Genomic DNA, 17,898 nt, shown 5'->3' with positions numbered 1-17,898 from the left:
ACCGGGACACTTTTAGTTGACACTATTGCCGCGAACGATGCGCACACCGTTGCTGACAGACGCTGGCGCAGGTGCTCCGGCTGCAGCACCCGAAGGGGCGGCCGCCATGCTCATCTGCGGGCGGGCAGGGACTGTGCGGCGCTGGAAGCGCGACACATCACCACCGGTCGAGAAAGTCGTGTTGTTGTCGATCGGACGGTTCGCCGCCGCGAGCAGCATCTGCTTCTCTTGAGCGGGGTCCGTACCAGCCGGAACCTTCACGTCACCGGCCGCAACCGCACGCTCCAATTCGGAGCCATTGTCGGCGAGCGAGCGAAGCGACAGCGACAGCGTGCCCAGGCTCTGCGCAACCGAGATCTTCTCGGCGATGCGCGGAGTGACTTCGAGCGTCACGTTGGCGAAGGTGCGGACCTGGATCTTGCCGTCCTTGTCCTTGTCATCGACGCGCTGGTCGGTTGCGAGGACGCGGACATTGCGGATGATCGTTTCGGAAACCTTGAGCGCGGGACCATCGCCGCCACCTTCGACCTGCTGCGTCAGCATGAGGTCGACGTGGTCGCCCGGGAACACGAAGCCGGCGACGCCGGTCGAAGCGTTCACGGGAACGGTGATGGCGCGCATACCGGCACCCAGTGCCGCTGCGAGGAAGCCGCGGTCCTGCGGACCGACGAGCGTGCCGCGAGTGACCGGCTGGCCGGCGGTGACCGGATAGCGAACTACCTGGCCCATCAGCGACTGCGGGTTCGAGTCAGGCGAGCCCTCGACGTAATAGGCGCTCTGCATGAGCTCCTTCGGCCAAGGCTGATAGGTGAACGCATCGGCGTCGATGATCGTGCCAACCGGCAGAGCCTTCTTGGCGACAAGCACCTTCGGCCCGACCGGGACCGCGGCCGGAGCGGCGGCAGCCTGCTGCGCTCCTGCGCCAGCGAACATATTCTTGGCCATGACGGCGGTAACCACCGCAATGACCAGCGCTCCTACGAGCAGAGCGAGCTTCTTCACATCCATGGCGCAATCGCCTCCCCTAGCAGGGCCCTCTGAACTGCTTCAGACATCAGGCAAAATGGTTAAGAAACGGTTGGGCTAGAATTGCGAGACCCCCAAAGGCGATCGCAACCCCGTACGGAATCTCGGGTTTTCCATCCCGGCGCTTGGCTCGATGCCATGCCAGGATCCCGAGGGTCAGCAGGCCGCCCGCAAGCGACATGAAGACGATGAACTTTACGGTTGATGCAGGCGGAAACCACAGCGCCAAGGCCGCGGCGAGCTTGACGTCACCCCCACCCATCATACCGGCGTAAAAGGCGCCCGCGAATAGCAGGAACACAACCCCTGCAACGCCAAGCTGGACCGCGACACCGGGCCATGGCGACAGAGCGATCGACACCCAATAGAGCGGCGCCAGCAGGGCCACGGTCAAATTGAGGCGATTCGAAATGGTGAAGGTGCGCACGTCGATCACTGCCGCCACCACCAGTAGGGCGGCGAGGCTGGCGAGCAGCAGACCGGTAAATGCGCTGTTGAACATGAGATAAGGCTCTAGAGGGTGGGACTTTCCAATTCGTAACCACGGGTCCAGGGGTCTGCTAGGCGAATGATTAACTTGGATATTTTGATCGTCGGCGGAGGAATCGCGGGGGCGAGTCTCGGCTCGGAGCTGGCTTCGAAGCGACGGACGATGATCATCGAGGCCGAGGATCAGTGCGGATATCATTCGACTGGTCGCTCGGCCGCCTTCTTCCTGGAGAGCTATGGCGGTCCGATCGTTTCGCCGCTCTCTTCTGCATCAGCGGACCTGCTGGCCGATCCGCCAGCCGACTTTTCGGACCACGGATTTCTTCACAAAAGAGGCGCGATCCACCTGTCGCAGACCGACTGGCCGGAACTCCCGCCCGACGTCACGACCTACCGAATCGACCGAAAGGAGCTCGAAGAGTTCGTGCCTGGCCTCAAGCCGCGCTGGATCAAGGCGCTGGTGGAGCCAGGCTGCGCGGACATTGATGTCGCCGCTTTGCACGCCGCCTTCCTGCGCCAGTTCCGCAAACTGGGCGGAGAAGTCGGGACTGATGCGCGGCTCGTCAGCGCTAGCCGCGAAGGCGATCTCTGGATTGCTACCCTCGCGGACGGCTCTGAAATCAGCGCCTCGATCATCGTCGACGCGGCTGGGGCGTGGGCCGATCCGGTTGCGGAAAGCTGCGGCGTTCGGCCCCTCGGCATTGCTCCGAAGAGGCGCACCATGGTGCAACTGCGCGTCGGTCGATCGGGACTGAAAGAGTTGCCCTTGGTCAATGATTCGGCCGGCAATTTCTACTTCAAGGGAGAGGGTGATCGCTCGATCTGGCTCAGTCCTCACGACGAGATCGAGACCGATCCCTGCGATGCGGCTCCCGAAGAAATCGACATCGCCGCGGCGATCGATCGCTTCGAAGGCGTGGTCGACTGGCCAATCGAGAGAGTGGAGCGGAGCTGGGCGGGCCTGAGGAGCTTCGCGCCGGATCGAATCCCGGTCTACGGTTTCGACCCAGATGTGCCAGGGTTCTTCTGGTGTGCTGGGCAGGGCGGCTTTGGGATTCAGACCGCTCCAGCTGCCGCGAAAATGGCTGCTTCTATCCTGCTAGGCGAGGAGCCGGACGCGAGCGTGGCGCACATCGATCCTGCGCCATTCTCACCGTCGCGATTTAGATGAGGGTACGGGGGAGGCGGACTAAGTCTACCTCCCCCACACCGGCTTTCCACGAACAGGGGGAACGAGAGAGTCGGTGATGTCGCGCTAAATGAACCCGCCAGCGCGTGGGACAAGTGAACTTTCTGTCACAGTCGATGTAACGTCCGCTGATGGTCGGCCTCGGCACAGGCTAGGGCGTCGACACGATCGTTCTCGGGATGGCCGCTGTGGCCCTTCACCCAGTGCCATTCGATGCGGTGCGGAGCTGACGCTTCGATCAGCTCTTGCCATAGCTCGGCATTCTTCACCGGCTTCTTGTCCGATGTCCGCCAGCCATTTCGCTGCCAGTTGTGAACCCAGCGCGTGATCCCATCGCGGACGTAGACGCTATCGGTGTGAAGCTTCACCCGGCAAGGGCGCTTCAGCGCTTCGAGGCCCTTGATCGCAGCAAGCAACTCCATGCGATTATTGGTGGTAAGCGGCTCGCCGCCGGAGATCTCGCGCTCCTTGTCACCCGTGCGGAGGAGTGCGGCCCAGCCCCCCGGGCCAGGATTCCCGCGGCACGCGCCGTCCGTGAAGATCTCGACTTCGGTCAAATCGTTCAGGCGACGAGCTCGCGCGGAAGCTTGAAGGTCATCCGCTCAGGGGTATGGTCGGCAACTTCCTCGGTCACGTCGAATCGTGTGCGAAGAGCCTCGAGAACCTCGCGGACGAGAACTTCCGGCGCAGACGCACCGGCCGTCAGCCCAAGCGTTTCCGGCTGCCCCAACCAGTCCCAATCAATGTCAGATGCGCGTTCGATGAGCCGGGAAGGAACGCCCATTCGCTCGGCAACCTCGGCGAGACGCAGCGAGTTACTGCTGTTCGGGGCGCCTATCACCAGCAGCCGTTCGCATTCGAGAGCGATTGCCTTCACGGCCGCCTGCCGGTTGGAAGTGGCATAACAAATGTCTTCGCTGCGCGGCGCCCGGATGCTTGGAAAGCGGGTCTTCAGCGCGTCTACGATCGCCGCCGTGTCGTCGACCGACAGCGTGGTCTGGGTCAGAAAGGCAAGGTTTCCGCTATCTTCCAGGTCGAGGTCGCTTACGTCCTCGACCGTCTCGATGAGGCTCATGGAACCGGCCGGGACCTGTCCGAACGTGCCGATGACTTCCGGATGGCCCGCGTGACCGATGAAGAGGATGTGACGGCCTTCCTCGATCAGCCGTTCAGCCTGGCGATGAACCTTCGACACGAGCGGACAGGTCGCATCGACGTAGGTCAGCCCCCGGTTCTGCGCCGCGCTAGGTACGGACTTAGGAACGCCGTGTGCCGAGAATACGACCGGACGGTCGTCGGGCACCTCATCGAGCTCGTCGACGAACACGGCGCCCATGTCGCGCAGCCGATCGACCACGAAGCGGTTGTGCACGATTTCGTGACGCACATAGACCGGTGCGCCGAAGCGCTCGAGCGCGAGCTCGACGATCTGAATGGCGCGATCGACACCGGCGCAGAAGCCGCGCGGCGCAGCGATGAGCACGCGAAGGGAGGGCAGTGGCAATGTAGGTTCAGGCACGATGCAGGCCATGTAAGGCATCGCTTGCAGCCTTAGAAGGGCCTTCCTATGAACGCCCCTCATCCGAATTCTTGAAGGTTGTCCTAGTGAAGCTTCGCCTTGCAGCACTTGCCGCCGTGATCCTGCTCAGCGCCTGCCGCCATACCGGCGAGATCACGGGCGAGAACGGGGGCGGCGTTTTTGCATTGCGCAGCGCCTGTCCGATCGCCGGGGTCCCTGCGGGCACCGGGGACATTACGTTGTTCAATCCTCAAGGAAGCATTGCGGCCAGCGCCATCGACGTGACGGCAGCTATCACGAACGTTCGCGCGGCGTGCCAGGATGCCGGCAACGACGTCGTCTCTACGGCGACATTCACCATCGTTGGACTTCGCCGCGACACGAGCGCGGCGCGACAGGTCGTGCTGCCTTACTTCGACATTGCCCTTCAGGGCGGCAGCAACGTTGCTGCCAAGCAGATCGGCCAGGCCGTACTTAGTTTCCCGGCTGGAAGCGCTCATGCATCGACCCAGGTGCAGGCGACCATCCGCGTCAATCGTGCCGTGGCAACGCTTCCGGACAATGTCCGCCAGCTCCTGACCCGTCCGCGCAAATCCGGGCAAGCAGAGGCTGCGACCGATCCGCTCGCCGATCCGGCGATCCGGACGGCGGTCAACAATGCGACGTTCGAGCATCTCATCGGCTTCCAGCTGACCCAGGATCAGCTGCGCTACAACGCAACTCGATAAGGGCTGGGCGAAACCCGCGTTGACTCGCGCTACGCGCGCGGCCAAGGCACGCGCGTCGCCGGGAGCTTGCTTCCGGATGGCCACGCGGGAGAGTTCCGCCGTTGCCTTCGGGCCATGGCGGGCGCCGAAGGAGCAACCGCCCCCGGAATCTCTCAGGCACAAGGACCGCGCGCGCCAAGACAGTCTGGAAAGAGTCCTTTGTGGCTTAGGCTCATAAGGACCGCCGAAGGGGCAAAGCTCTCAGGCGCTAGGGACAGACGGGGGCGGCAGGTCGAAGCCGGCAGAGGTGGAGGCTGTCGCTTATCGTCCAAGGAGCGCTTGATGAGCCGAGAAGTCCACTCAGGTCCAACTGACGAAACGCAGGCGCGCGGAACCGCGTACAGCGGCGATCCCGCGGGAGGCGAGGGCACGCAGCCGCAACAGCTCGAGAAGTTGGCACTCGATTCGTGGCACCGCTCGAAGGGCGGCCGGATGGTGCCGTTCGCGGGCTACGAGATGCCGGTCCAGTACGAAGGCATCATGGCCGAGCATCTCTGGACCCGTGAGAATGCCGGTCTGTTCGACGTCAGTCACATGGGCCAGCTGTTCATCCACGGCCGTGCCGTTCCCCAGGCGCTGGAGCGGATTCTCCCCGGCGACTTCATCGGCGCCAAGGACATGAAGCCCAAATATTCCCTGCTCCTCAACGAGGAGGGTGGGATCGTCGACGACCTGATGGCGACCCGCCGCGGCGAAGATTTCTACGTCGTCGTCAACGGCGCCACCAAGCATGGCGACATCGACTATATGCAGCGTCGGCTCCCGGAGGTCGCCATCGACTATATGAAGGAGCAGGCGCTCCTCGCGCTACAGGGTCCGAAGGCCGTCGAGGTTCTGGATACCGTCATTCCCGGCGTTGCCGAGCTGGGCTTCATGGAAGCCGGGCCGTTCCGCGCATTCGGCCATCCCTTATGGATCAGCCGTTCAGGCTACACCGGTGAGGACGGGTTCGAGATTTCGATTCCGGCTGTCGCCGCCGAGCAGCTGGCCGAATGGCTGGTCAACGACGAGCGAGTGAAGCCGATCGGTCTCGGCGCGCGTGATTCGCTGCGGCTTGAGGCAGGACTTCCGCTCTACGGCCACGACATCGACGACAAGACGACGCCGGTGATGGCTGGCCTGACCTTCGCCATCAACAAACGCCGCCGCGCCGAGGGCGGGTTTGCCGGTGGCTTCCGCATCCTTGCGGAGCTCGAGAATGGCGCCCCGCAGCTGCGCGTCGGCTTCGAAATCGACGGCCGCCAGCCCGTCCGCGAGGGCGCGCTGGTCCTCGATGGTGAGGGCAATGAGGTGGGCAAGATCACGAGCGGCGGCTTCTCGCCTTCGCTGCAGCGGCCGATCGCCATGGGTTATGTGGCAAGCCATCTTGCCGAGCTCGGCACCGCGCTGAAGCTGGAGCAGCGCGGCAAGCTGTTCGACGCTCGCGTCGCCGCCATGCCGTTCGTCCCACACCGATATTACCGCAAGGGAGCCGCCTGATGTCGTTGTATTTCACCAAAGAGCATGAATGGATCCGGGTCGAAGGCGACACCGCGACCGTCGGCATTTCGAACCACGCGCAGGAAGCGCTGGGTGACATTGTGTTCGCCGAGGTTCCGGAAGCGGGCCGCCGCGTGAACAAGGGGCAGGAAGCTGCCGTCGTCGAATCCGTGAAGGCCGCGTCCGACGTCTACGCTCCTGTCTCGGGCGAGATCGTCGAGGGTAATTCGGCCGTGGCCGACGATCCTGCGCTCATCAACAGCGATCCCGAAGGCGCCGGTTGGTTCTTCAAGATTAAGCTCGACAATACGGGCGAGCTCGACGGCTTAATGGACGAGGCCGCATACCGCGAGTGGATCAAGGCGCTTTGAGCCAAATGGCCGCCTCGACCAGCAAGTGGAACGCAGCGGATTACGCCCGGGTGGGCGGGTTCGTCGCTCAGCTCGGCGGGGCGGCGCTCGACCTGCTCGACCCGCAGCCGGGCGAGCGGATTCTCGACGTGGGCTGCGGCGAAGGGACGCTGACCAAGAAGATCATCGAGCGCGGTGCGACCGTGCTCGGCATCGATAATTCGCCGGAAATGATTGCTGCGGCCCGCGCCATTGGCATCGATGCGGTGCTCATGGCCGCCGAGGACATTCCATTCACGTCCGAGTTCGATGCCGCTTTCTCCAATGCGACGCTGCACTGGGTGCTTGAGAAGGAACAGGCCGCTCGTGCGATCTACCGTTCGCTTAAACCGGGCGGCCGGTTCGCGGGCGAGATGGGCGGAGAGGGCAACATCAAGAAGCTACGCGAAGCGCTCGACGAGGAACTGATCATCCGCGGCTATGCGCCGCCCGTCGAGGCTAGCAATTGGTACGCTTCACCCGAGGAGTTCGCCTCCGTCTACGAGGCGGCCGGCTTCCGTGAAGTCGACGCACGCTTGATCGAACGGCCGACGCCGATCGAGCATGGCGTTGCCGAATGGGTGACCACCTTCCGTCGCGGCTGGCTGGATCGGGCCTGCGTTCCGGAGGAGGAACGCGCGGAGATCGGCGCTGCCGTCGCCGACCGCGTCGGCTCCAACGTCGCCGACTACGTCCGCTTGCGCTTCAACATGAGGAAGCCCGCATGATCCCTGCGCTGCTCATGCTCGCGCCGCTTGCACCCGCCCCGACGGAACCGAAACCGGTTCCGACGACTATTTCCGCGATCCGTGCCAATCCGAAGAAGTTCGACGGGCAGGTCGTTCGCCTGAAAGGCTGGGTGAATCGCTGCCAGCCTTTGTCGTGCGCGATCGACGAGCGCGCGGCCAATGCTTCCGGAGGCGCAGGCCAGAGCCTGTCGATCGGCGCGAATCAGAAGTTCGACGACACGATCAAGCCGCTGCTCCCGACCTATGTCGAGTTCGACGCGCAGCTGAATACCCAATGCCTGACCACGCAGGCGTGCACCGACCGCGCGCCCGTGCTGACGATCGTCAGCCTGCGTTCGGTCGTCAGCCCAGAACCACCACCAATCGAGAACTGACGAATGCGTTATCTTCCACTTTCAGATGCCGATCGCAGTGCGATGCTGCGCGTGATCGGCGCCGGCTCGGTCGACGAGCTATTTCGTGACGTCCCCGAAGAGGCACGGCTCAAGGGCCCGATCGAAGGACTGCCGATGCACGCCTCCGAAATGGCCGTCGAGCGGCACATGACCGCGCTGTCGCGCACGAACATGGTCGCCGGAGACGTGCCGTTCTTCCTCGGATGCGGCGCCTACAAGCATCACATCCCGGCCAGCGTCGATCACATCATCCAGCGCGGCGAGTATCTGACCAGCTACACGCCCTATCAGCCCGAGATCGCCCAGGGCACGCTGCAGATGCTGTTCGAGTTCCAGACGCAGGTCGCGCGGCTCCTCGGTTGCGAGGTCGCCAACGCCTCGATGTACGACGGCTCGACGGCGATGTGGGAAGCGATCGTCATGGGCCACCGCATTACGCGGCGGAACAAGACCATCATCTCGTCGGGCGTTCACCCGCATTACGTCAGCGTTGCCAGGACGATGGCGAAGTTCACTGAAGATCAGTTGCAGACGTCGCTGCCGGAGCTGACCGCGGAGACAGACGCCGAGAGGATCATCGCCAGCATCGACGCCCAGACCAGTGCCGTTGTCGTGCAGTACCCCGACATCCTCGGTCGCATCACGGACCTGACGCCGATCGCCGAAGCTGCCCACGCGGCCGGAGCGCTGCTGATCGCCGTCGTGACGGAGCCGGTCGCGCTGGGGCTGATCAAGTCGCCCGGCGAGATGGGCGCCGACATCGTGGTCGGAGAGGGCCAGAGCATCGGCGTCGGCCTGCAGTTTGGCGGTCCCTATGTCGGGCTATTCGCGACGCGCGAGAAGTATGTTCGGCAGATGCCGGGCCGCCTTGCAGGCGAGACCGTGGACGCAGAGGGCAAGCGCGGCTTCGTGCTGACGCTCTCGACGCGCGAGCAGCACATCCGCCGCGAGAAGGCGACGTCCAACATTTGCACCAACTCGGGTCTCTGCGCCTTGGCCTTCTCGGTGCACATGACTCTGCTCGGTGAGAAGGGGCTGCGCCAGCTCGCTTCCTTCAATCACGCGCGCGCGTGCGAGGCCGCCGAACGGCTGGCCGCCATCCCCGGAGTTGAGCTGGTCAACGACAGCTTCTTCAACGAATTCACGCTGAAGCTTCCGGTCGAAGCGCGGCCGGCGGTTCACGCCATGGTCGAGAAGGGCGTCCTCGGCGGGGTCTCGCTCGGCCGACTCTATCCCGGTGAGGATCAATTGCAGAATGGCCTGGTGGTCGCGGTGACCGAGACGGTGACCGATGAGGATATCGACGCCCTGGAAGCAGCGCTGAAGGAGGTCCTCCAATGACCGTCAATCCCTCAGGATGGCGCCCGTCGGCCCCGGCGAATGAGCAGGGCGAAGCGCAGACTGTGACGGGCAACCGCGCGCTCATGCTCGAAGAGCCGCTGATCTTTGAGATCGATGGCGGTGAGACAACTGGTGTCGACTTCGCTGAGGTGCCGCATCGGCCAACTCGCATCGGTAACCTGGAAAGGTCCCGACCGATCGACCTTCCGGGCCTCAGCGAGCCGGAAGCCGTGCGCCACTACACGCGCCTGTCGCGTCAGAATTACGCGATCGATCTCGGTCTCTTCCCGCTCGGCTCGTGCACGATGAAGCACAATCCGCGCCTCAACGAGAAGGTCGCGCGGCTGCCGGGTTTCGCGGATGTCCATCCGCTACAGCCGCAGGAAACCGTGCAGGGTGCGCTGCAGGTCATCAACGAGCTGGCTTTCTGGCTGCTCGACCTCACCGGCATGCACGGCGTGGCGATGAGCCCCAAGGCCGGTGCTCACGGAGAGCTGTGCGGGCTGCTCTGCATCCGCGCTGCGCTGGAAGCACGCGGCGACAAGCGCGAGGTGGTGCTGGTCCCGGAGAGCGCACACGGGACGAATCCGGCAACGGCCGCATTCGCCGGCTATCGCGTGGAGAACATCCCGGCGAATGAGGCAGGCCGCGTCGATCTCGAGGCGCTCAAGGCTCGGCTCGGGCCGGACGTCGCGGCGGTGATGATCACCAACCCGAATACCTGCGGCCTGTTCGAGCCGGACATGAAGGCGATCAGCGATGCGGTGCATGCCGCCGGAGCCTTCGTTTATTGCGACGGCGCGAACTTCAACGCGATCGTGGGCAAGGTGCGTCCGGGCGACCTCGGCGTCGATGCGATGCACATCAACCTGCACAAGACCTTCTCGACCCCTCATGGCGGCGGCGGTCCGGGCTCTGGTCCGGTGGTGCTGTCCGAAGCCCTGTCGCCCTACGGCCCGCTTCCATTCGCGGCCAAATATCCGGACGGCAGCTACAAGATGGTCGAGGAAGAGCATGCCACCGACGAGCATCCCAATGCTTTCGGCCGCATGGTCGCCTTCCACGGCCAGATGGGCATGTTCACGCGCGCGCTCGCCTACATCCTGAGCCACGGCGCGGACGGCCTGAAGCAGGTTGCCGAGGACGCGGTGCTCAACGCGAATTACATCCTGCGCAGCCTTGAGGACGTCATGGACGCGCCGTTTGCGAAGAGCGGGCCCTGCATGCACGAAGCGATCTTCTCGGATCGCGGGTTCGAGGGTGGGGTGAGCACAATCGATCTGGCGAAGGCCCTGATCGACGAAGGCTTCCATCCGATGACCATGTACTTCCCGCTGGTGGTGCACGGCGCGATGCTGATCGAACCGACCGAGACGGAGTCCAAAGCGAGCCTCGATCAATTCGTCCTGGCGGTTCGGTCGATCGCAGATCGCGCCAAGGCCGGCGACCAGACCTTGAAGGCAGCGCCGGTGCATGCGCCCCGTCGCAGGCTTGACGAGACGCTCGCGGCGCGGAAGCCTGTGCTGGTTTACAAGGATCCGGAGCCGGCTCAGGCGGCCGAGTAGGGGCAAGGAAGCATATGTCGCACCAAGGGGGCAATTGGCTGTCGACGCTGCTGCCGTTCGTCATCATCGCGATCGTCTTTGCGTTTCGGTTTCGGTCCATGAACAAGAATCGGCCGCTCAAACTGGCGACCTTGTGGGTGATGCCCGCAATCCTCGTGTTGCTGATGGCATCGACCCTCATTGCCTTGCCTCCGCCACCGATCGGTTGGCTTGTGGTGGCGATCGGTCTTGCCGTTGGAGCGGTCCTGGGTTGGCATCGCGGTAAGCTGATTCATATCGAGCGGGACCCGGAGACGGGCGCGTTGAGCCAACGCATTTCGCCACTGGCCATGATGCTGCTCCTCGCCATCGTGATCCTCAAACTCGGCGCCCGCCAAATTTTCGGGGATTCGGCGACTGCTCACCCCAGCAGCGGTGCACTGCTCCTCACGGATGGCTTCGTCGGCTTTGCCATCGGCCTCATCAGCGCGACGCGCCTCGAGCTTTACCTCAGGGCAAGGCGGTTGCTCGCCACGCCAGCGAATGGGTGACGACCGGCGATTTTATGAAGCTCCTGCGGAGGGCCCTCGCCGCTCCGCCCCGGCCGCTCTCCGCAATCGCGACCCGATCGCCGATGTCCTTGAGGAGTGGCTGCCACAAAGTGGGTTGGTGCTGGAGATTGCTAGCGGGACTGGCGAGCATGCTGTCCACTTCGCGGAGCGCTTTCCCAAGCTTGAGTGGCAGCCGAGTGATATTCATCCGGGCGCGCTGACCTCGATCGAGGCCTGGCGCGCGTCCGCAAGGCTTCCGAATGTCAGGCCGCCAATCGAGCTGGACGCGTCAGCGCCCGACGACTGGCCAATCTCCAAGGCGGAGGCAGTGCTCAGCATCAACATGGTGCACATCAGTCCCTGGAGCTCGGCGCTGGGACTGCTTGATGGCGCCGCGCGGATCCTGCGGAGCGGGGGACCGCTCATCCTCTACGGTCCGTGGCTCGCGCGAGATGTTCCGACCGCCGAAAGCAATCTCTCATTCAATTCCGAACTCAAGGCACGAGATCCGCAATGGGGCCTTCGCAATGTCGAGGTGTTTGCGGCGGCCGCCGAAGACCGCGGGCTCGAGCTTGAACAGACGCGAGCGATGCCTGCCAACAACATGATGCTTCTACTGCGTCCGAAACGGATCAACCTCTAACCGCGCGGTCGCCGTCCGACGTTATCGCCGGGCTGTGACCCAATCAGGTGACGAAAGGCGCTCTCCGCGAGCAAAGGTGCTGCTCTCGGCGATGCTGGAGCTGGGGGACCGCATTATGCCCGTCATTCTCCGCGACTTGTCGGAACACGGAGCCTTGGTTGAAAGCGAGGGTCCGATAGCTGAGGACTCGGATGTCCTGTTTTGCAGAAACGACCTTCGCGTACGCGGCTATGTGGCATGGGTGCGTGGCAAGCAGGCGGGGATCAGCTTCGGGCGGCCGCTGAAGCGCGACGTCATCATGCGGTATATCGCGACACCCAGTCGGTCCAAGAAGGTCGACGATAGTCTCTACCGCCGCCCGGGATTCACTCGGGCCAAGTAGCTCAGCCGACGGCGCGCTGCCGTTCCTGCTGCTCGCTGACCCACGTGACCAGTTGCGGCAGCGCCAGCACGCGATTGAAAACGATCCCGCATGCGTCGCTATCGCTCCAGCGAACCACGCCATGCTCGGGGGACATGCCTGGTAAGGTGACAGTCACCTGCGCTCCGATCTTGAGATCCTTGGCAATCTCAACGCGAACGCCGCCTTGAGAGATGTTCACTGCACGAGTTCGGTGGACGGTAGCGCCGTCCCGGACCCAGGCAGTGCAGTGCACCTCGAGCCTCGGCATGCGTGGCCTCGGCGAATCTGTAGAGGTCGTGATGAGCGAGACTACGTCGATCGGCTCGTCGAAGATCACGCCCACCAGCTCGCCCTGGACCCAGAGCGCTGAGCCATCCACTGGCTCGCCCTGCTTGAGTTCGACCGAAAGGCGCGTTCCAGCTTCGATTTGGGAGTAAGCGCGGATCAACATGCCGCCGGCCGAGATATTGCGGATCAGGCAAAGCTCGCGCCGGTCACCGATCAGCAAGGCGCCGACGCGAAGCAGGCTCATGTGCCGTTCGTCGGAACGTCGGTCCGGCATCCCGGGCGGCAGTTCGGCCAGCGAGTAGATTGTGGTTTCGACCGGTTCTTCGTCCAACATACGCGCTCCGATTGGCAAGCTTTGCCACCCCGGTCGAAGCCGAGGCGCCGGCACGCAACGTCGGTAGATTTCACAGGGTTACCAGTTGGTTGCCGCCGCAGGGAGACTGCTCCATCCTGGATCAATTGCTAGCGGGTTTGCTGAGGCGTAGACTTGGCCGACTGGAGGCCGACATGGCTCAATTTCTCGCGATCTTTTCGCTTGCCGCAGCAGCAGCTGCCAGTCCCCTGAGCGCACAAACAAACCAACAGCCGGCGACCAGCAGTGCGCTCGGCGTGGATAAGACCGGCCAGACCGAAGACGTCCGGTTCAGGAACGAAAGCAACGATCGTATGACGGTCCCCGTGCTGCTCTCCGGAGCCGGACCTTACCGGTTCCTGGTCGACACGGGCGCAAATCGGACGGCGATTTCGCGTCAGCTCGCAACGCAGCTCGGACTGCAGGCGGGTGAACGGACGATCCTCCACAGCGTCGTTGGCGAGTCCATGACGAAGACCGCGATCGTCCCCAGCCTTCAGCTGACCCGAAAGCCCGTGAAGTCGATCGAGGCGCCGCTGCTGGAAAGCGCGCACATGGGCGCCGACGGCATCCTCGGCACTGACGCACTGGGATCGCAGCGTGTGGTGTTCGACTTCAGCGCAAACACAATGTCGGTCGTGCCGTCGAGCAGGCTCGATACGAAGGATGAGCCAGGAACGATCGTTGTCGAAGCTCGTCGCCGAAATGGTCGCCTTATCGTAACGGACGCGACGGCCGAGGGCCGCAATATCACCGTCGTTATCGATACCGGATCTGAGATCACGGTTGGAAACGAAGCGTTACGGGCGGCGCTCAGCAAGCGTGGCCTGATGCCGGACCGGCAACTCGTGACATTGATGTCGGTGACCGGCGACATGATCGTCGGCGACTACATGTTCGTGAAGAAGCTGGAAATCGGCGGTGTGACCCTTCAAAATCTCGCGATCATTTTCGCGCCTGTCCACACTTTTCGGCAGCTGAAGCTGGATAACAAGCCCTCGATCCTGCTCGGAATGAATGCGATGAGGGCATTCAGGAAGGTATCGATCGACTTCGCCAACAAGACGCTGCGTGTGATCGTGCCCGAAAGCAGCCGGCTTGACGTACAGGTCGCCGGTGGGCCTGCGGGCCACGGGGTCGTCGGCCGCTAGTTCAGCTCGACAACCGGGACGTTCCCCCAGTCGACCTTCTGTTCTGCCGCCGCGACGCTCTCGAATGCGAATTCCCTGAGGATCGCCCGCAACTTCGATTCGGCGCGGGCGAGACCGTAGTAGCTCTTGAAGCGGCGCACCGGGCCCAGGCCCGGCAAATAGGGCTGATTCGGCTCGAAATCCCGGGGGTGGAAATAGGTCATCGTATAATCGCTGCGGCGCCAGAGCTGCTGCAGCACGCTCAGCGGCAGCAGCCTGAAATATCCTCCGCCTGAGAATACCATTGGACGTCCCGCGAGGTCGGACGTGTTCATCGGGAATTCGCGGAGTTCGCCTGCCGGCGTTCGGATCCGAAGGGGCCGTGCGGCGCCGAAATTAGGGAAGCCGCCGTGTGCCCGCCGCGCGGGGAACACGGAGCAATCCACTTCGATGCCTTCCTCCGAAAGCACTTCGAACGCCCAGGCGCAGCTCGGGACGAGCGAAAAGCCGGGAGCCCGAAATGCACGGACCCGCTTGCCGACGACTTGCTCCAGGCTGTCCTTGCTCCGCCGGAGCTCTTCGCGAAACTCCTCTCGCGATTGTTCGAAAATCAAGGTGTGAACGTCGGAGTGAGATCCGATTTCATGTCCTGCGCGATCGATTTCCCGGATGAGATCGGGATATTCTCGCGCCACCCAGCCGAGGCAGAAGAAGGTCGCCTTCGCACCATTCTCGCTCAGCATGTCGAGAATGCGCTGGAGCATCTGCGGCAGCTTCCGGTCGAAGCTGCCCCACGATTTCTCGTGGCGCACGGCGTCGTGCTCCAGCAAGTGGAACCACTCCTCGATGTCGAAGCTGAGGATGTGCATCAGTAGAGCCGCTTGCCTGCCGCGCGGAATGCGCGGACATCCGCTTTGGTCGGGAAGCTGAAGTAAGTCTTCTGGTCTTCCGGATTGGGGATAAGCGTCGCATCCCCGTTGCGGATCGTCTCGACTGCTTCCCAAACGGCATCCATGCCGACGACCTTCGTGACCCGGATGAGATCTTCGAGGCTGTCGGTTTCGATCGGCACCTTCTTCTGAACGACGATCGGCCCGGAATCGATGCCTTCGTCGACTAGGAAGACGGAGACACCCGTTTCCCGTTCGCCATTCTTCAGCACCCAGAAGGTGGGCATGAGGCCGCGATACTTCGGCAGCAGAGCCGAATGGACGTTGAGACATCCCATCGGTGCCAGGTCGATTAGCGGCCGGCGGAAGATCTGATTGCCGGCAACGGAAACGAGCAGGTCGGGCTTGAATGCGCGGATCGCTTCCATTGATTGCGGCGCGTTCACATTCTCCTCCAGCTTCAACTCCGGCACGGAGTAACGCTTGAGGATTTTTGACAACTGTCGCGATGGCTTCATCCGTGCCGCTGCGAACACGGCGGCGTAGCGAAGGAAATAAGCCGGTCCGAAAACACGGAGCAGCTCTTTGGCCCGTCCCGCGATCCCGACTTTCTTGCCAAGAGGCGACGGGTCGAAGACGACGCAGCCGACGACATCGACTTGCTTCGGCTTTCGCGAGAGCAGGTAATCGATGCTCGGAGCGAGGAAGATCGGCTCGTCTTGCGTAAGGAGAACGACCCTCATCGGATCGCCTCCTTGAGGGCGGTCAGGTATGCCTGGACGACAACATCCTCGCCGAACTCGCGCTCGATCTTCGCGCGACCGGCCCGTCCCATCCTTCTGAGTTCGTCGGACGACATGCCGCCCATGCGTTTCATTGCATCAGCGAGCGAGTGCGCGTCGCGGACGCGGCACAGCAGACCCGTGACGCCGTCTTCGATGATCTCGCGGCTGCCTGCGACGTCCGAGCCGATCAGCGGCTTGCCCATTGCCGCGCCCTCCAAAAGCGCGCGCGACATGCCTTCGCGGTAGGTCGGAAGAACGACGACGCTCGCCTGACGAATGAACGGCCGAACGTCGCGATGCTCGCCAAGATGTTCGACGATGCCGTCCGCGATCCAGGATTTCAGCTCGTCGTTGCTGACCGAGGTTGGATTGCCCGGATCGGGATTCCCGAGAAGCTGGAACCGCGCATCGGGCATGATGGGGCGCAGCATCTGGACTGCCTCGATGAACTCGCGAATGCCTTTGTGGAGAATGAGGCGCCCGAAGAAGAGGAAGCGCAGCGGCGCGGGTTCGGGCTCGTCTTGGCTGGGTTTGAAATGTTCGAGATTGACGCCTGACCCGGGGATCACGCGCCCCTGACCCGCTCGGACGACTTTGCGCTCCAGCATGAGCCGGAGGTCTTCGTCATTATGATAGAAGACCGTCTTCGAGCGCTTGAATGCGAAACGATAGAGCCGCTCCGCGACCGCCCATACCAGACCCTCGGAGAGATAAGGTGTCGCAAGGCCGGTGACGTTGTTGATCGCGGGAATGCCGGCGAGGCGAGCCGCGATCGCACCGTAAACGTTCGGCTTGATCGTGAATCCGCAATAGGCCGCGGGCCTGAGCGAGCGGAGCATGCGGACGTAGCGCATCAGCAGTCGTGCATCGATGATCGGGTTCATGCCCGACCGGGCCAGCGGGACTGGCCAGACGTCGATGCCCTTCGCTCGAAGATCTTCGGCGTGAGAATCCTCGGGCGCGAAAGCAACGAGGCGGTAGCCCGCATCCTGAAGGCCAGTGAGGAGCGGCGCCCGGAAGTTGGTCAGGTTCCAGCAATTGTTCGCCGAGAGCACGACGACAGGCCGAGGATCTGATGGACTAACAGCCATCAGATCCTCATGTTGCCGAGGCTTGTGCATCTGCTTCAGCGGACCTTCCGTCCGACTGCGACCCAAAAGGGATCACTTTCGGAGAAGCGGATGTCCGTCAGACCAGCCTTCTGCATCATTTGCTGGATCTCGGCCCGAGAGAAGCGCTGCTCAAGCCGGGTTCCGAGCCGATCGAGCGCGTCGGTCCGCATCGTATAGAAGCTTTTCCAGCGATATGGACTCAGCGGGATTTGTGACGGATCGCCGCCCAATCGTTCGACCAGACGAGCAGTCCTGGCGAGTGGCCAATAGACGCCAGCTGCGATCGCTGTCGTGACTCCACGCCGAAGCGAGAAGGGAAGGCGTGAGATCAACTTTCGGCCAGCATCCGATGCTTTCCACACCGCTCGGTAGGGAGCGCTGCGATTATCGAGCGAATAATAGATGTAGACCAGCATCTGGCCGCCCGGCTTGAGCTTGCGCACTGCATTATCGAGCGCGCGCTGCGTGTCCGGGATGTGGTGGAGGACGCCGAGGCTGTAGGCAAAATCCTGCGACCCATCAGCCAGCGGAATCTCGTCGGCGGACGCGCGGTGGAAGTGCACGTTTGGGAGGTCGGCCAAATTCCGGCGGGCGACCTCGATCGCTTCGGAGGGATCGATGCAGTGGAGCTTCTTCACGTTCGGCGCGACAAGCCGCGCCCAGCGGCCACTTCCGCAACCCAGGTCGAAACCTTCGCCCAAGCCAGCGAAGTCAAATAAGCTGAAATAGGCGTCGAAGATGCGCGCGGCTTCGGCCCGGTCGAGCTCGCTTTGGTCATAGTGCCGCCATTCCCGGCCGAAGCCTTCGACGGTCGCTGCGTCGATGTTTCGTCGGGCGGACATCGACTGCCACATTGC

At 63.2% G+C, this 17,898-nt stretch carries 21 protein-coding genes and 1 riboswitch; of the genes, 12 read left to right on the top strand and 9 right to left on the bottom strand.

All coding sequences use genetic code 11. From position 1 onward, the window contains the following. Nucleotides 1–12: 12 nt before the first annotated feature. Nucleotides 13–1,008, bottom strand: a complete 996-nt coding sequence (gene cpaB, locus AC4GYV_RS08035; RefSeq protein ID WP_491100127.1) for a Flp pilus assembly protein CpaB — start codon at nucleotides 1,006–1,008, stop codon at nucleotides 13–15. Nucleotides 1,009–1,054: 46 nt separating this feature from the next. Next, nucleotides 1,055–1,528, bottom strand: a complete 474-nt coding sequence (locus AC4GYV_RS08030) for an A24 family peptidase (RefSeq protein WP_491100126.1) — start codon at nucleotides 1,526–1,528, stop codon at nucleotides 1,055–1,057. 66 nt (nucleotides 1,529–1,594) lie between these two features. Between AC4GYV_RS08030 and AC4GYV_RS08025 the strand changes: the two genes are divergently transcribed. After that, nucleotides 1,595–2,686, top strand: a complete 1,092-nt coding sequence (locus AC4GYV_RS08025) for an NAD(P)/FAD-dependent oxidoreductase (protein ID WP_491100125.1) — start codon at nucleotides 1,595–1,597, stop codon at nucleotides 2,684–2,686. A 125-nt stretch (nucleotides 2,687–2,811) separates the two neighbouring features. Here the strand turns inward: AC4GYV_RS08025 and rnhA are convergent, their stop codons facing one another. Beyond that, nucleotides 2,812–3,270: a ribonuclease HI gene (gene rnhA, locus AC4GYV_RS08020; RefSeq protein WP_491100408.1), complete on the bottom strand. Its 459-nt coding sequence runs from the start codon at nucleotides 3,268–3,270 to the stop codon at nucleotides 2,812–2,814. Next, a complete protein-coding gene (ispH, locus tag AC4GYV_RS08015) occupies nucleotides 3,267–4,244 on the bottom strand; it encodes a 4-hydroxy-3-methylbut-2-enyl diphosphate reductase (protein WP_491100124.1) in 978 nt (325 codons plus the stop codon). Before ispH ends, rnhA begins: the two co-directional genes overlap by 4 nt. Nucleotides 4,245–4,309: 65 nt before the next feature. Between ispH and AC4GYV_RS08010 the strand changes: the two genes are divergently transcribed. The 10 genes from AC4GYV_RS08010 (at nucleotide 4,310) to AC4GYV_RS07965 (ending at nucleotide 12,463) form a co-directional block, all read left to right on the top strand. Further along, nucleotides 4,310–4,951 carry a hypothetical protein gene (locus AC4GYV_RS08010; RefSeq protein WP_491100123.1) on the top strand — a complete coding sequence of 214 codons (642 nt, stop codon included), beginning with the start codon at nucleotides 4,310–4,312 and terminating at the stop codon, nucleotides 4,949–4,951. Between the two features lie 75 nt (nucleotides 4,952–5,026). Then, nucleotides 5,027–5,129: riboswitch (glycine riboswitch) on the top strand. A 143-nt stretch (nucleotides 5,130–5,272) separates the two neighbouring features. Then, nucleotides 5,273–6,469 (top strand): glycine cleavage system aminomethyltransferase GcvT, encoded by a 1,197-nt coding sequence (gcvT, locus tag AC4GYV_RS08005; RefSeq protein ID WP_491100122.1) that lies wholly within the window; start codon nucleotides 5,273–5,275, stop codon nucleotides 6,467–6,469. Continuing rightward, on the top strand, nucleotides 6,469–6,840 hold the full coding sequence (gcvH, locus tag AC4GYV_RS08000; RefSeq protein ID WP_491100121.1) for a glycine cleavage system protein GcvH: 372 nt from the start codon (nucleotides 6,469–6,471) through the stop codon (nucleotides 6,838–6,840). The genes gcvT and gcvH overlap by 1 nt, the downstream gene beginning before the upstream one ends. Before the next feature lie 5 nt (nucleotides 6,841–6,845). After that, the gene (locus AC4GYV_RS07995) at nucleotides 6,846–7,586 is read left to right on the top strand and encodes a class I SAM-dependent methyltransferase (RefSeq protein ID WP_491100120.1); all 741 of its coding nucleotides are present in this window, start codon (nucleotides 6,846–6,848) and stop codon (nucleotides 7,584–7,586) included. After that, nucleotides 7,583–7,981 carry a hypothetical protein gene (locus tag AC4GYV_RS07990; RefSeq protein WP_491100119.1) on the top strand — a complete coding sequence of 133 codons (399 nt, stop codon included), beginning with the start codon at nucleotides 7,583–7,585 and terminating at the stop codon, nucleotides 7,979–7,981. Before AC4GYV_RS07995 ends, AC4GYV_RS07990 begins: the two co-directional genes overlap by 4 nt. Nucleotides 7,982–7,984: 3 nt before the next feature. Beyond that, complete coding sequence (gene gcvPA, locus AC4GYV_RS07985) at nucleotides 7,985–9,343, top strand: aminomethyl-transferring glycine dehydrogenase subunit GcvPA (protein ID WP_491100118.1); 1,359 nt, start codon at nucleotides 7,985–7,987, stop codon at nucleotides 9,341–9,343. Further along, a complete protein-coding gene (gene gcvPB, locus AC4GYV_RS07980; protein WP_491100117.1) occupies nucleotides 9,340–10,908 on the top strand; it encodes an aminomethyl-transferring glycine dehydrogenase subunit GcvPB in 1,569 nt (522 codons plus the stop codon). Before gcvPA ends, gcvPB begins: the two co-directional genes overlap by 4 nt. A 14-nt stretch (nucleotides 10,909–10,922) precedes the next feature. Next, nucleotides 10,923–11,438, top strand: coding sequence for a CcdC protein domain-containing protein (locus AC4GYV_RS07975; RefSeq protein WP_491100116.1), 516 nt, complete (start codon nucleotides 10,923–10,925; stop codon nucleotides 11,436–11,438). Next, nucleotides 11,431–12,081, top strand: a complete 651-nt coding sequence (locus tag AC4GYV_RS07970) for a DUF938 domain-containing protein (protein WP_491100115.1) — start codon at nucleotides 11,431–11,433, stop codon at nucleotides 12,079–12,081. Before AC4GYV_RS07975 ends, AC4GYV_RS07970 begins: the two co-directional genes overlap by 8 nt. A gap of 34 nt (nucleotides 12,082–12,115) precedes the next feature. Continuing rightward, a complete protein-coding gene (locus AC4GYV_RS07965; protein ID WP_491100114.1) occupies nucleotides 12,116–12,463 on the top strand; it encodes a PilZ domain-containing protein in 348 nt (115 codons plus the stop codon). Between the two features lies 1 nt (nucleotide 12,464). On the opposite strand, the gene AC4GYV_RS07960 is transcribed toward AC4GYV_RS07965, so the two are convergent. Next, entirely contained in the window at nucleotides 12,465–13,106 is a 642-nt protein-coding gene (locus AC4GYV_RS07960) for a PilZ domain-containing protein (protein ID WP_491100113.1), read from the bottom strand. Between the two features lie 173 nt (nucleotides 13,107–13,279). Here AC4GYV_RS07960 and AC4GYV_RS07955 point away from each other — a divergent pair, with 173 nt between their 5' ends. After that, nucleotides 13,280–14,275, top strand: a complete 996-nt coding sequence (locus AC4GYV_RS07955; protein WP_491100112.1) for an aspartyl protease family protein — start codon at nucleotides 13,280–13,282, stop codon at nucleotides 14,273–14,275. Here the strand turns inward: AC4GYV_RS07955 and AC4GYV_RS07950 are convergent. The 4 genes from AC4GYV_RS07950 to AC4GYV_RS07935 are packed head-to-tail and all read right to left on the bottom strand — an operon-like array spanning nucleotide 14,272 to nucleotide 17,883. After that, the gene (locus AC4GYV_RS07950; RefSeq protein ID WP_491100111.1) at nucleotides 14,272–15,123 is read right to left on the bottom strand and encodes a polysaccharide deacetylase family protein; all 852 of its coding nucleotides are present in this window, start codon (nucleotides 15,121–15,123) and stop codon (nucleotides 14,272–14,274) included. The two genes, AC4GYV_RS07955 and AC4GYV_RS07950, sit on opposite strands and share 4 nt — an antisense overlap. Beyond that, on the bottom strand, nucleotides 15,123–15,887 hold the full coding sequence (locus AC4GYV_RS07945; RefSeq protein WP_491100110.1) for a methionyl-tRNA formyltransferase: 765 nt from the start codon (nucleotides 15,885–15,887) through the stop codon (nucleotides 15,123–15,125). The genes AC4GYV_RS07950 and AC4GYV_RS07945 overlap by 1 nt, the downstream gene beginning before the upstream one ends. Next, nucleotides 15,884–17,020 (bottom strand): glycosyltransferase family 4 protein, encoded by a 1,137-nt coding sequence (locus AC4GYV_RS07940; RefSeq protein ID WP_491100109.1) that lies wholly within the window; start codon nucleotides 17,018–17,020, stop codon nucleotides 15,884–15,886. Before AC4GYV_RS07940 ends, AC4GYV_RS07945 begins: the two co-directional genes overlap by 4 nt. 35 nt (nucleotides 17,021–17,055) lie before the next feature. Next, nucleotides 17,056–17,883, bottom strand: coding sequence for a class I SAM-dependent methyltransferase (locus AC4GYV_RS07935; protein ID WP_491100108.1), 828 nt, complete (start codon nucleotides 17,881–17,883; stop codon nucleotides 17,056–17,058). Nucleotides 17,884–17,898 lie beyond the last annotated feature (15 nt).

The organism is Sphingomonas sp. SP4, from assembly GCF_058313375.1.
The sequence above is the reverse complement of the archived record's forward strand: the minus strand, read 5'-3'. Positions and strand labels throughout refer to the sequence as shown.

Coding starts and splice junctions, on each gene's coding strand:
- cpaB (WP_491100127.1), bottom strand. CDS start 1,008: ATGGATGTGAAGAAGCTCGCTCTGCTCGTAGGAGCGCTGGTCATTGCG.
- AC4GYV_RS08030 (WP_491100126.1), bottom strand. CDS start 1,528: ATGTTCAACAGCGCATTTACCGGTCTGCTGCTCGCCAGCCTCGCCGCC.
- AC4GYV_RS08025 (WP_491100125.1), top strand. CDS start 1,595: ATGATTAACTTGGATATTTTGATCGTCGGCGGAGGAATCGCGGGGGCG.
- ispH (WP_491100124.1), bottom strand. CDS start 4,244: ATGCCTTACATGGCCTGCATCGTGCCTGAACCTACATTGCCACTGCCC.
- gcvT (WP_491100122.1), top strand. CDS start 5,273: ATGAGCCGAGAAGTCCACTCAGGTCCAACTGACGAAACGCAGGCGCGC.
- gcvH (WP_491100121.1), top strand. CDS start 6,469: ATGTCGTTGTATTTCACCAAAGAGCATGAATGGATCCGGGTCGAAGGC.
- AC4GYV_RS07995 (WP_491100120.1), top strand. CDS start 6,846: ATGGCCGCCTCGACCAGCAAGTGGAACGCAGCGGATTACGCCCGGGTG.
- AC4GYV_RS07990 (WP_491100119.1), top strand. CDS start 7,583: ATGATCCCTGCGCTGCTCATGCTCGCGCCGCTTGCACCCGCCCCGACG.
- gcvPA (WP_491100118.1), top strand. CDS start 7,985: ATGCGTTATCTTCCACTTTCAGATGCCGATCGCAGTGCGATGCTGCGC.
- gcvPB (WP_491100117.1), top strand. CDS start 9,340: ATGACCGTCAATCCCTCAGGATGGCGCCCGTCGGCCCCGGCGAATGAG.
- AC4GYV_RS07975 (WP_491100116.1), top strand. CDS start 10,923: ATGTCGCACCAAGGGGGCAATTGGCTGTCGACGCTGCTGCCGTTCGTC.
- AC4GYV_RS07970 (WP_491100115.1), top strand. CDS start 11,431: ATGGGTGACGACCGGCGATTTTATGAAGCTCCTGCGGAGGGCCCTCGC.
- AC4GYV_RS07960 (WP_491100113.1), bottom strand. CDS start 13,106: ATGTTGGACGAAGAACCGGTCGAAACCACAATCTACTCGCTGGCCGAA.
- AC4GYV_RS07955 (WP_491100112.1), top strand. CDS start 13,280: ATGGCTCAATTTCTCGCGATCTTTTCGCTTGCCGCAGCAGCAGCTGCC.
- AC4GYV_RS07950 (WP_491100111.1), bottom strand. CDS start 15,123: ATGCACATCCTCAGCTTCGACATCGAGGAGTGGTTCCACTTGCTGGAG.
- AC4GYV_RS07945 (WP_491100110.1), bottom strand. CDS start 15,887: ATGAGGGTCGTTCTCCTTACGCAAGACGAGCCGATCTTCCTCGCTCCG.
- AC4GYV_RS07940 (WP_491100109.1), bottom strand. CDS start 17,020: ATGGCTGTTAGTCCATCAGATCCTCGGCCTGTCGTCGTGCTCTCGGCG.
- AC4GYV_RS07935 (WP_491100108.1), bottom strand. CDS start 17,883: ATGTCCGCCCGACGAAACATCGACGCAGCGACCGTCGAAGGCTTCGGC.